At 59.7% G+C, this 12131-nt stretch carries 12 protein-coding genes and 1 pseudogene; 9 read left to right on the top strand and 4 right to left on the bottom strand.

Annotated elements, in window-relative coordinates; genetic code table 11:
- Window positions 1-197: 197 nt before the first annotated feature.
- Both ACVMDN_RS13800 and ACVMDN_RS13805 read right to left on the bottom strand, forming a co-directional pair.
- Entirely contained in the window at window positions 198-530 is a 333-nt protein-coding gene (locus ACVMDN_RS13800) for a DHCW motif cupin fold protein (RefSeq protein ID WP_076826624.1), read from the bottom strand.
- Between the two features lie 144 nt (window positions 531-674).
- Entirely contained in the window at window positions 675-1046 is a 372-nt protein-coding gene (locus ACVMDN_RS13805) for a nuclear transport factor 2 family protein (RefSeq protein WP_076826626.1), read from the bottom strand.
- 137 nt (window positions 1047-1183) lie between these two features.
- Between ACVMDN_RS13805 and guaA the strand changes: the two genes are divergently transcribed.
- A complete protein-coding gene (guaA, locus tag ACVMDN_RS13810) occupies window positions 1184-2794 on the top strand; it encodes a glutamine-hydrolyzing GMP synthase (RefSeq protein WP_076826747.1) in 1611 nt (536 codons plus the stop codon).
- A 346-nt stretch (window positions 2795-3140) separates the two neighbouring features.
- Here guaA and ACVMDN_RS13815 read toward each other — a convergent pair whose 3' ends face one another.
- On the bottom strand, window positions 3141-3401 hold the full coding sequence (locus ACVMDN_RS13815) for an alpha/beta fold hydrolase (protein WP_194295337.1): 261 nt from the start codon (window positions 3399-3401) through the stop codon (window positions 3141-3143).
- Window positions 3402-3835: 434 nt separating this feature from the next.
- Here ACVMDN_RS13815 and ACVMDN_RS13820 point away from each other — a divergent pair, with 434 nt between their 5' ends.
- On the top strand, window positions 3836-4588 hold the full coding sequence (locus ACVMDN_RS13820; RefSeq protein WP_076826628.1) for a sulfite exporter TauE/SafE family protein: 753 nt from the start codon (window positions 3836-3838) through the stop codon (window positions 4586-4588).
- Between the two features lie 93 nt (window positions 4589-4681).
- Here the strand turns inward: ACVMDN_RS13820 and ACVMDN_RS13825 are convergent, their stop codons facing one another.
- Complete coding sequence (locus ACVMDN_RS13825; protein WP_141339943.1) at window positions 4682-5575, bottom strand: LysR substrate-binding domain-containing protein; 894 nt, start codon at window positions 5573-5575, stop codon at window positions 4682-4684.
- A gap of 260 nt (window positions 5576-5835) precedes the next feature.
- On the opposite strand from ACVMDN_RS13825, the gene ACVMDN_RS13830 reads away from it, so the two are divergent.
- The 7 genes and pseudogenes from ACVMDN_RS13830 to ACVMDN_RS13860 all read left to right on the top strand — a co-directional run bounded on the left by ACVMDN_RS13830 (window position 5836) and on the right by ACVMDN_RS13860 (window position 11946).
- Entirely contained in the window at window positions 5836-6780 is a 945-nt protein-coding gene (locus ACVMDN_RS13830; protein ID WP_076826631.1) for an NADP-dependent oxidoreductase, read from the top strand.
- Window positions 6781-6854: 74 nt separating this feature from the next.
- Window positions 6855-7841 (top strand): AraC family transcriptional regulator, encoded by a 987-nt coding sequence (locus ACVMDN_RS13835; RefSeq protein WP_076826633.1) that lies wholly within the window; start codon window positions 6855-6857, stop codon window positions 7839-7841.
- A gap of 184 nt (window positions 7842-8025) precedes the next feature.
- Entirely contained in the window at window positions 8026-8565 is a 540-nt protein-coding gene (locus ACVMDN_RS13840) for a carboxymuconolactone decarboxylase family protein (protein WP_076826635.1), read from the top strand.
- 127 nt (window positions 8566-8692) lie between these two features.
- A pseudogene (locus tag ACVMDN_RS13845) lies at window positions 8693-9341 on the top strand (nitroreductase family protein).
- A gap of 285 nt (window positions 9342-9626) precedes the next feature.
- Entirely contained in the window at window positions 9627-10301 is a 675-nt protein-coding gene (locus ACVMDN_RS13850) for a nitroreductase family protein (RefSeq protein ID WP_076826637.1), read from the top strand.
- A gap of 38 nt (window positions 10302-10339) precedes the next feature.
- Window positions 10340-10885 (top strand): carboxymuconolactone decarboxylase family protein, encoded by a 546-nt coding sequence (locus ACVMDN_RS13855; RefSeq protein WP_076826639.1) that lies wholly within the window; start codon window positions 10340-10342, stop codon window positions 10883-10885.
- Window positions 10886-10977: 92 nt separating this feature from the next.
- On the top strand, window positions 10978-11946 hold the full coding sequence (locus tag ACVMDN_RS13860; protein WP_076826641.1) for an AraC family transcriptional regulator: 969 nt from the start codon (window positions 10978-10980) through the stop codon (window positions 11944-11946).
- Window positions 11947-12131: the final 185 nt, after the last annotated feature.

The following is a 12131-nucleotide window of genomic DNA, read 5'->3' on the forward strand; positions in this document are numbered from 1 at the left end:
AAGGGCGAACTCTCTCCACGTCATTGCGAGGAGCGAAGCGACGAAGCAATCCATGTCTCGGCAAGCGGCGCGATGGATTGCTTCGCTACGCTCGCAATGACGGGGATGGAGCCGGGCCGTCGCCCTTCGAGACGCGCTACGCGCTCCTCCAGCGACAAAGGCGAAGCCTTTGCGCGGGGGTGACGGACGACGTGTGTTCAATCCACAATAAACAGCGTCGCACCCGTCTTCGTCGACGAACGATGTGCGGCGTCGCCGAAGTCGGAGACCTGGTAGCTCATGCCCGGCTTCAGCGTGAATCTGCGGCCGTCGCGCAGCTCGGTGTCGAGCTCGCCCGTGACGACGTAGAGCACATGGCCGCGATCGCACCAGTGATCGGCGAGGTAGCCGGGCGAATATTCGACCATCCGGACCCGCAGCTCGCCGATGTTGAGCGTGCGCCACAGCGCCTGTCCGGTCTCGCCGGGATGCACTGAAGGCTCGAGCTTGTTCCAGTCGGTGACGGTGAAGGGCAGGGTCGGGATTTTCATGCGCGTGGTTCCTGACGTTCTGTTCAACCTACGAGTCCTCTGCTGTCATTGCGAGGAGCGAAGCGACGAAGCAATCCATCGTTCCGCATATGCGGACAAAATGGATTGCTTCGCTTCGCTCGCAATGACGGCTGAGAAGCAGCCTCACCCCACCAGATGGTTCGCCGAGCCCTGCCGGATCTTCCCCTCGGCGTCGAGCCGCAAATACTCGCAGATCTTCTTGCCGCTTTCGTTCTGGTAGAACACGACGACGCTGTCGGGCGAGACATAGAGGTCGATCAGCTCGAAATGCAGCTCGGGCAATTTCGCCAGCGCCGTGCTCCAATAGGCCCGCAAGCTCACCTTGCCGCGCACGGTGCCTGACGCGCCGAAGCCGAGCGGCGGGATCCGGTCCGAGGTCATCTCGGCATCCTCGGCATACATCGCCAGCACACGCTCGAGGTCGCGCGCGTTCCAGGCGGCGATCCAGTCGCGGCCGAGCGCGGCAAGGCGGGGCGGGTCGTGAAAATCCGGCATTGGTTTCCTCCATGTGGCTTATGGCCAAATTAGGTCAATAATACTGACCTATACGGATTTGTCCATGCCCAAAGAAGAATGTGGGCGCCCCTTCGAGCGCGGTTGCGGGGGCGGGCGCCGTCGCGTATCTGCTTGCCATGACAGCCCAGCACACAGCCCAAGACACAGTTCAAGCGCCGTCGACGCCCTCCGTGGCCTCGGCGCATGACAAGATTCTGATTGTCGATTTCGGCAGCCAGGTGACGCAACTGATTGCCCGCCGCGTCCGCGAGATGGGCGTCTATTCCGAGATCGTGCCGTTCCAGAAGGCGGAGGCCGCCTTCAAGGAGATGAAGCCGAAGGCGGTGATCCTCTCTGGCGGTCCGGAATCGGTGCATGAGACCGGCTCGCCGCGCGCGCCGCAGCTGATCTTCGAGTCGGGCGTTCCAGTGCTCGGCATCTGCTACGGCCAGATGACCTTGGCGGCCCAGCTCGGCGGCGAGGTCGAGGGCGGGCACCACCGCGAGTTCGGCCGCGCCGATGTCGAGGTGAAGACCGACAGCCAGCTGTTCGACGGCATCTGGGGCCATGGCGAGAAGCACCAGGTGTGGATGAGCCATGGCGACCGCATCACCAAGATGCCTCCGGGCTTCTCCGTCGCCGGCACCTCGCCGAATGCGCCGTTCGCGATCATCCAGGATGAGACGCGTAAATATTACGGCCTGATGTTCCATCCCGAGGTGGTGCACACGCCCGACGGCGCCAAGCTGCTGCGCAACTTCGTGCGCAAGGTCGCGGGGCTGACCGGCGACTGGACCATGCGCGCCTTCCGCGAGGAGGCGATCGAGAAGATTCGCGCCCAGGTCGGCACGGGCAAGGTGATCTGCGGCCTGTCCGGCGGCGTCGATTCCGCCGTGGCGGCGGTCTTGATCCACGAGGCGATCGGCGACCAGCTCACCTGCGTGTTCGTCGATCACGGCCTGCTGCGGCTCGACGAGGCCAAGACCGTCGTCGACCTGTTCCGCAACCACTACAACATCCCGTTGGTCCATGTGGACGCGTCGAAGCAGTTTCTGGGCGAGCTCGAAGGCGTCACCGACCCTGAGGTGAAGCGCAAGACCATCGGGCGCCTGTTCATCGACGTGTTCGAGGCCGAAGCCAAGAAGATCGGCGGCGCCGAATTCCTGGCCCAGGGCACGCTCTATCCTGATGTGATCGAGAGCGTCTCCTTCACCGGCGGCCCGTCGGTGACCATCAAGTCGCACCACAATGTCGGCGGCCTTCCGGCGCGCATGAACATGAAGCTGGTCGAGCCGCTGCGCGAATTGTTCAAGGACGAGGTGCGCGTGCTCGGCCGCGAGCTCGGCCTGCCCGAAGTGTTCGTCGGCCGCCACCCGTTCCCGGGCCCCGGCCTCGCCATCCGCTGCCCCGGCGACATCACCCGGGAAAAGCTCGACATCCTGCGCAACGCCGATGCGGTCTATATCGACCAGATCCGCAAGCACGGCCTCTATGATGCGATCTGGCAGGCCTTTGCGGTGCTGCTGCCGGTCAAGACCGTCGGCGTGATGGGCGACGGCCGCACCTACGAATACGTCGTCGGCCTGCGCGCCGTCACCTCGACCGACGGCATGACCGCCGACTTCTACCAGTTCGACATGAAATTCCTGGCCGAGACCGCGACGCGCATCATCAACGAGGTGAAGGGTGTGAATCGGGTGGTGTACGACGTGACGTCTAAGCCGCCGGGGACGATTGAGTGGGAGTAGGGCGGCCGGCTGCTATCGCGCAGTTTGGCGTAGTTTTGGTGAAGCTGTTCTCACTCCTCTCATATACGAGCGCTGGTCCGAGTTGTGGCCTCTACTTAACCCCGCTCGGTGTCTGAATTCCACCGCGTTTCCACGAACAGAGTATTGTGGCGCACTATAGCGTGCAGAGTGGCCGGAGCCTGCGAGGCGAAGCCTCAGTTTGAGGGATCGGCAGCAGTTGGAGCGAAGCGGACATCCGGGCCGACGGCAGCAACGGGCCAGAAGCATGTCGGTCATCAGTCTGGTGTCAATCACGGACCGGCGCTTCTACTTCGGCTCGAGGTGCAGCGATTGGGCCATTGCGCACTCATCGAAATGAAGCACGAACCTCATCGATAGTCAGCTTTGGGTTCTGCAGATGAGGAAAGTGCCCAATGCCGGGGAGGAGCGTGAGTTCTGCGTGGATACTTTCGGCGAACTCAAGGCCCATCTCTTTCTTGATGTAGAGGTCCTTCTCGCCCCGAACCACCTTCACCGGAGTCTTGAGCCTGGCCAGTCGCGATTCGAAGTGATCCTGGTCTCGCGTAAAGTGCGAGTAGTAGTGGGAGAAAGCGTCTGCTGTCGTCATCGCGCCCTGGCTCCTGCGCGGGACATGTCGTCCTTGAATTCTCGCGACACTTCGAATTGCGCTTCCTTGGGGCAAGCCTCTTGTGAAGGTGTTCTCAAGGATCTCGTCGCGATTCTGTTCAGGTTGGCGCGGACCTACCTCGCTCCACCGCGGTCATGAGCAACCGCATATCCGTCAAATCGAAGCACAATTCTTAATCTTCGGCGTCGCCGAAGTTTCCTATCGGAAATGACCAATTGTGGCGATCGGTAATGTGAGCGTAGCTTGCTAAGTGCGACGCCATGCTTGCCGATTTTGACTATAAAACAAGAGATTGGAGAATGGCGCCTTAGTGAGAGCGACATTTTTTCGGAGCTATCACGCTATATGCACGCGGATGCCATGGGCCTACGCGAAGTCAAAAATGGGGACACGGCCTGGTCCGAGGAGTCGGGATGAGTGGTTATCTTTCGCCGCATGTTCTATTTGTCGCGCTGACGTTTTTCGTCGCCGGATTCGTCAAGGGCGTGGCGGGAATGGGTTTGCCGACCGTCTCTATGGGCGTCCTCAGCGCGATCATGCCGCCAGTCAGTGCAGCTTCTCTGCTGGTCATTCCATCCTTCGTCACAAACTTTTGGCAGTTGTTTACAGGGCCGAATTTTCTGGGCCTGATTAAAAGACTTTGGGTGATGATGCTCGGCATACTGGTTGGCACCCTTGCCGGCTCGTGGCTTTTGACGAGCGCCAATACCGTATACGCAAGTGTTGGATTGGGTGCCGCCCTGATTATCTTTGCAGTGCACGGCCTATTTGCGAAGCCACTGTCGGTTCCCACGCGCTTCGAACGTTCATTGTCGCCTGTCATCGGGTTGGCAACCGGACTAATCAACGGAGCAACCGGAGTTTTCACGCTTCCCGCCGTTCCTTATCTTCAGGCTCTCGGTCTTTCCAAAAACGATCTCATCCAGGCGCTCGGGCTGTCGTTCACGGTCTCAACAATTGCATTGGCGGCAGGCCTCGCCCGTGGCGGAGCTTTCCATCTTGGAAGTATTACCCTGTCAGTCCTTGCGATCATTCCTGCGTTGCTGGGGATGCACGTCGGAACAATGGTCCGTGGGCGCATAAGCGCGGCAACCTTTCGACGTTGGTTCCTGATCCTTATCGGTATTCTCGGTCTTGAACTCGCTGCTCACCCATTCCTCTTCTGAAGCAGATGACGATGTGCGAGCGTATGACATAGACAGCCACGCCTATTACCGCTCGATGCCAGCTCACACGAGGGGTTGCGGCGGCCATAGCGCTTAAGAGATCGCGACCTTCGGCTCCATAAGCTGCTGCGCAAGCAAGCCGGCGTGCGGTGTGAGCGCAGAGAAGTCACGCGCACAAAGATGAAGCTGCCTTAGCGCCCAGGAGTCTCGAAGGGGCACGATTGTCAAACCGAGGTGGCTTACATCTTTGGCGGAGGCTTCGGGCAAAATGGCGATCCCAACGCCGGACTCAATCATCATTGCGATGTTCTCAATGCGCCTGAGTTGAATGCGGTAGTAAATTTGCCGACCCAGGCGTGCGGCACGTTCTCCTAAATATGCTTCCAATGCAGCGTCGGCCACGCCAACGAACGGCTCATCAACGACATCTGCGAAAGCTATCGATTGGTGATCGCTGATGCGGTGCGTTTCGCTCACAACAGCGACGAGTTGGTCTTGCGCGATAACGTGAGTCTGCAACGCCGCCAGACCAGTGTGGTAAGCTACAATTCCCAGGTCAGCACGACCTTCCAGGATGGCCCGCGCAATCTCGGCGCTCGGTCGTTCATAGAGATCTATTGAAAGATCTGGATAAGCGACCAAGAAACGGCCGAGCCGAGGAGGAAGAAATGCGGCCAACCCGGCCGTGTTGGACAAGAGCCTGATGCGTCCTCTCAGGCCAGTGCCGTAGCTGCGCAACTCACCGCGCATCTGCTCTACCTGATCCAGTATCAACCGTGCATGGCGAACCAGAGCGTCACCGGCCGGCGTCGTAGTGACACCCCGCCTATTTCGCTCCAGGAGCTGGGCGCCAAGCGAAGACTCCATCCCGGAAATGCGTTCGCTCACGGAAGCGAGAGCCAGATTCATGCTCTCGGCTCCCTTGGTGAGGCTGCCCCGCTCCACCACGGTTAAGAACAACCGCATATCCGTCAGATCGAAGCGCAATTTCTCATCCTTCGGCTTGGCCGAACCAATCCATCGGAAATGGCCAATTGTAGCATCTGGTTGGCTTGCTTATCTTACCCCATAGGAGCCCATACTCGCCAAATTTCTCTGTTAATACAATTGGTTGAAGGTGTGGCGTCTTGGTGAAAGCTAGGTTGCCGGCCGCGACATCACGCCATATGCGCGTGGATGCCATCGGCTTGCGCGAAGCTTTCAAATGCCATTGCCAGTCCGAGTGAGTCAAAACAAGGAGATTCACGATGAAGGCGATCATTGTGACGGACCAAGCTGCGGGAACGGCCGGGATGAAGCTGGTGGAACGGCCGGAGCCGCAGGGGGCAGCGCTCGCCAGCCTATCGGGCGCTAATTACGGCGATGTCGTTGTTCAGGTCCATGCGTCGGGATTCACCGGAGATGAACTGGCATGGCCCTCGACCTGGATCGATCGTCTCGGCCGTGACCGGACGCCTTCGATCCCCGGCCACGAGCTGGCCGGAGTGGTCACCGCCCTCAGTTATGGAACAACGGGGCTATCGGTGGGACAGCGGGTGTTCGGCCTCACGGACTGGACTCGCGACGGCACGCTGGCGGAGTATGTGGTCGTCGAGGCCCGCAACCTCGCCGCGCTACCGGGGGACGTTGACTTCACGGTGGGCGCGGCCCTCGTGATGCCGGGCCTGACCGCGTGGCAGGGGCTGTTCGAGCACGGCCGCCTTTGTGCGGGGCAGAGCGTCCTTGTGCACGGTGCGGCTGGCGTGGTCGGTTCGATGGCAACCCAGCTCGCGCGTGAGGCCGGGGCATATGTGATCGGCACCGGACGCGCTGCCGGCCGCCAGACGGCTCTCGACTTCGGCGCGCAGGAGTTCGTCGACCTCGATAACGACGCTCTGGAAGATGTTGGCGGAGTCCATCTGGTTTTCGATGTCCTCGGCGGCGACATCGCGAAGCGGTCTGCAAGCGCGGTTCGAGCCGGGGGAACGCTGGTGACAATCGCAGGCCCGACAGAGGCGCGCCCCGCTGATGGCCGGACGATTGACTTCGTTGTCGAGGCCAACCGCGCCCAACTGAGCGAGATCGTCCAGCGAGTGCGGGACGGACGACTGCGAACGAACATTGGCACTGTCGCAACCCTCGACGATGCTGTCGCTGCCTTCAACCCGACCGAGCGACGGCCGGGGAAGACGATCATTCGCGTTCGTCCGTGAGGACTCGGGAAGGGAGGGCGATTCTTCACCTTCCCGCCTTTTCGCACGTGGAGATTAGTGAAGGTACTTCTCGTATGTCCCAAATCGACTGGCTAAGCCATCTCCTGCAAATGATGACGGTCACTGGCCAGGTGGAGGCCCGCTGCGTTTATGGCTCACCATGGCGTGTGGATTTCGCTCACTCCGCGGCACACGAAATTCCCTACCACGTTGTGCTAAAAGGCAGTGCCATTATTGAGGATCCGGAAACGGGGACGGCGAGGGAATTGCTGGCCGGGGATATTGTGTTGTTTCCTCACGGGTCGGCACACGCCTTGCACGATGGCAGCGGACGTATGCCGGGTCGAACCTACGAACGCCAAGTTTCCGCAGGATGGATGCTCAGGGAGAACGATGGCGGAGGAGAGCATCTGGACATGTTGTGCGGGCGATTTTTCATCGAACCGCCCCATGATCGGCTGATCCGCGATTATCTACCCAGGACTCTAATGGTACGCGCCATGGCCGGTCGTGGTGAAGCGGGCATCGGGGCAGCTTCGAACCACTTGGCCAGTCTGGTGAGCATGATGCGCATAGAGTCCGCTGGCGAAAGACCAGGAGGGCATGCAATCCTCAACGGACTGACGCTAACGCTGTTCACACTTGCACTGCGCGCGGCAAGTGAGTCTGAACAGGCGCCTGCAGGCCTATTGGCACTTGCCGGCCATTCACGATTGGCACCAGCCATTTCAGCCATGTTCGACAGTCCGGCGCGCCCCTGGAATCTTCAAGATCTGGCTGACTTGTGCAACATGTCTCGCGCAACCCTCGTGCGGCACTTTCAAGACGGGCTGGGCCGTTCTCCTATCGAACTCCTGACAGACATCCGCATGAGCATGGCCGCCAACGAACTGAAGAAGCCGGGAATGTCGACCGAGTTCGTGGCCGATGCAGTCGGGTATCAATCCGTGTCGGCATTCCGGCGTGTTTTCACCGACAAGGTGGGGATGGGGCCGGGGCAATGGCGTCGCTTGGCACGCGAGGGCGAGGACGCGTTCGCTCTCGGTGTACATCCTGGATAAAATACCCGAATATCGAGCTCAACTCGGCGAGAAAACGTCCGCCGTCCCGCGCCGCAATCGGGCGAATCGATCGTCTCGTTGTCTTGATACTTTTAGGTCTTTTATTGAGCAAACCTAGTCTCGAAATCGGTATCGGCTGAGCTTAAAGCGGCAGGTCTTAACTGCCTAACGAGAGAGCCAAACCATGAGCCGCATCGCTATCCCCGCCGTCGAGTCCGCGACCGGCGCCACTGCCGATATTTATGCGCGCGTGAAAAAACTTTCCGGTGGTCGCGTTCCCAATACGTACGCCGCATTGGGCCACCTTATACCGGCGTCTTTGGCCGCCGTGCTCGACGCCCAAGGTACATTGAACGCGGGCAACCTGAGCAGGCAAGAGCACGAAACCATCAAGCTGCTAATCAGTGAGAAGACCGGTTGCGACGTTTGCGTGGCTGCGCACAGCTTCGTCGGCAAACTGGCGGGTCTACCGGTCGACGCGCTGCATGCCATTCGCGCAGGGCAGCCCACGGGTGATGCCAAGCGTGATGCCTTGGTGCGCTTCGTATCCCACCTGCATGCCACGAGCGGCACGATCAGCGACGACGAGTTCAATGCCATCCGTGAGGCCGGCTACACCGACACCCAATTGGCGGAAATCTCGCTGACCATTGCACTCGGCATCTTCACCAATACCTTCAACCGTATCAACGGCACCGACGTCGACTTTCCGTCCGTCGAGTAAAACCGCCTCGCAGGGCGGATCAGGCATCGTTCATTCAAGTGTCTTCTGGCTGCTTATACGGGCGGTGAGTGAGAGCAATTCCGCATAGAGCGAAAGCACTCGTGTACCTCAATCTATCCCGTCATCCATAGAGATAATCGTGCCCAACGCAACCACCAAGATCAATGCCGTCATCGAATGTATCTTGAGTCGCCGCTCTAGCAAAGTCTACGATCCAGCCGCCACTCTGAGCGACGATCAGATTCGCGAGCTAGTGCGCATCGGTACGACCGCGCCCACGTCCTTCAACTTGCAGAATTGGCGTTTCATCGCCCTACGTACGCCTGAAGCCAAGGCACGCCTCAGTCCGATCGCTTGGAGCCAGCCGGCGATCATGGATGCAGCAGTCACCTTCATCGTCATTGACAGGTTGGCGGATGCGAACACTCTCCCACAGCGCCTGGCACCTGTCGTGGAAGCCGGGATCATGCCGGCACATATGGTGCCGGAGAGCGAACGCCGCGCACGCAGTCTTTATGACGACCAACCGCAGCGCCAGCGTGACGAAGCCATGCGGACCGCAACCTTTGGCGCAGCGGCGATGATCTATGCCGCTCACTCCTTTGGCCTGGGATCCACACCGATGATCGGTTTTGACGCCGACGCGGTGCACCGCCGAGTTTGGTCTCGGCGAAAACGAAGTGCCCGCCATGTTGTTGACCGTTGGACCGGAGCGAGCTGGGAACTGGCCGCAGAAGCCGCGTATGTCGGTGGCCGATGTGCTTGATCTTCTCTAACCATTTTTAAAAACAATTCCGAATGTCGCCAGGCACGCCAATGCTGTTCCAGCAGGCAGCGCCTCGCACCGTCCTGCTCCATTTACGAAAATCAGGTTGATCACTGTAACGGCAGAGGTGCGAACAGTGTGTCTGCAACTGCGCCATGCAACACGGGGGAGAGAGCGCATCGTCGGTTCGGAGAAAGATGAGCGTATCGAGCCTTTAATTGAGCCGAGTTCGTCTCGAACCACTTAGTGCGTGGCCGTATCTATACCTCTCCAACATGTCGATCAAAGGACCGCTATGACCACCGCCATCGCCGAAAACGCTCAAACTCGCAGTGTTAACGTAGATCTCGTCATAACCAATGAAGTCATCGAAACCATGCTGAGCCGCAGTGCTACGAAGTATTATGATCCTGAGGCTGTTCTGACTGACGAACAGATCACCGCCCTAGTGGAGATCGGGACCTCGGCGCCGACCTCGTTCAACTTCCAGAACTGGCGTTTCGTTGCCGTGCGTTCACCCGAGGCGAAGGAGCGGCTACGCCCGATCGCCTGGAACCAGGCGATTAGCTACGAAGCGGCGGTGACATTCATCATCATCGGCCAGCTCGCTGATGCGAGCACCGTACCCGCGGTCTTTGGCCCGATGGTGAAAGCGGGCTACATGCCGGCGGACCAGCTTCCTGAAGCGGAAAAGGGTGCCCGCGGTATTTACGACGATAACCCGCAGCAGCAACGAGACGAGGCGATGCGCAGCGCAACTTTCGGCGCGGCCGCGATCATTTACGCTGCCCGGTCGATGGGCTGGGGCTCGACCCCGATGATCGGTTTTGACCCCGCCGCGGCGAGAAAGGAATACAACCTCGCCAACAACGAGATCCCCGTGATGCTTCTCGCGGTCGGGCCGATGCGTGATGGGAATTGGCCGTCGAAGCCACGCCGGCCCGTGCTCGACGTCCTGAGCTTCCGTTGAACCCATAGCGGGGCGCACCAACACATACGGAGCTATCGATGTCCAGAATTACAACCCCTAAGCCGGAACACGTCCCGGCGGATTCGAAAACGACGCTCGATGCGTTCACCAAGACTATTGGATTCACCCCCAACATGCTGGCGTGCTTCGCGCAGAGCCCGGTTGCGTTCAACGCGTGGGCCGACCTAATCGGCTCCTTGAGCAAGACGCTTGACGTGAAGACCCGTGACAGCATCGGTCTCGCGGTCTCGGAGGTGAATGGCTGCAACTACTGCCTGACCGTGCACAGCTATACGGCCGAACACATGGCCAAGTTGCCGGCCAATGACATCATCCTTGCGCGCCAGGGTCATGCCTCCGATCCGAAGCGCGACGCCGCCCTCCAGTTCGCGCGCAAGGTCATCCAGTCGCGCGGACAGGTCAGCGACACCGACCTGAAGACCGTGCGCGATGCTGGCTACACGGATGCGAACATCATGGAGATCATCGCCCTGGTGGCCATGTACTCCCTGACGAACTTCTTCAACAACGTGTTCGATCCAGACAAAGACTTCCCTCCCGTAAGCCCGGCTGGGTCGATCTGAGCTAGCGAGCGTAATGTTCGAGTCTGGATGCGCCTCAAGAAAAGTCATTAGGAGCGCATCCAGGCGGGAGCAGTTAATTTTCCGGAGGAAATGTGCCCCAGGCCGATTGGCTGAGCCGGCTTCTGCAAATTATTACCGTCACCGGGCAGCTAGAGATTTGCTGCTCGTATGGTGCGCCGTGGCGTTTGGCCAAGTCTCAGTGTGCGGCACATGAGATTCCTTACCATATCGTGCTCAATGGCCGGACTGTAATCGAGTTTCTTGAGACGGATACTGAAACGGCCAAAGAACTGGTAGGCGGTGATATCATCCTGTTGCCTCATGGGTCGGCCTATGTGCTGCACGATGGCAGTGGAGCTCCAGCGGGGCCGACTGATGTTCGGCAAGGTTCTGGAGGGTGGGCCTTCAAAAAGAATAGTGGCCCGGGTGAGCGTCTAGACATGTTGTGCGGGCGATTTTTCATTGGAGCGCCCCATGATCGCCTGATTCGTAACTGCCTCCCCGCGAAGCTGGTAGTGCGGTCCATAGAGGGGCTTGCTGGGGACGATACTGGGTCAGCTTCGAACCATCTGGCCAATCTCGTGGCGCTGATGCGGATGGAGGCAACAAGCGACAAACCGGGAGGCGATGCCATCCTTCGCGGGCTTTCCTCGGTGCTGTTCACGCTGGTGTTACGTGCAGCGAGCGAATCTGAGTCAGCTCCAGAAGGACTGCTGGCGCTGACGAGTTATTCGCGACTTGCACCGGCTATTGCAGGAATGTTCGGTGATCCGACGCGACACTGGAATCTGATCGATCTCGCTGACTTGTGCGGCATGTCGCGGGCTACCTTCGCGCGTCATTTTCAGGACAAGCTGGGGCGTTCGGCCGCCGATCTGTTGACGGATATCCGGATGAGCTTGGCCGCCAACGAGCTGAAGAAGCCGACGATCAGCATCGAGGTCGTGGCCGAATCGGTCGGGTATCAGTCTGTGGCGGCGTTCCGGCGCGTGTTCATCGACCGAACGGGGACGACACCAGCGCAGTGGCGCCGTTTGGCCCGCGAGAGAGCGAGCAAATAAGTTCGCGTTCGCTGTGCCAATCGGATCAGTCGTCCGGGGGAAGATGAATTGCCCGCGGTCGGATGTTGGGAAGCTGAAGCGCTGGGGCACTCGTTTGGTCGATCTCGGCAAGGATCTCGGCATGAAAGTGTCGACCGCAGAAATCGTCCACCTGCTGGCGAAAATATTCGGTGCCTGATGGGCAA

It is taken from the genome of Bradyrhizobium sp. USDA 4510, assembly GCF_054059095.1.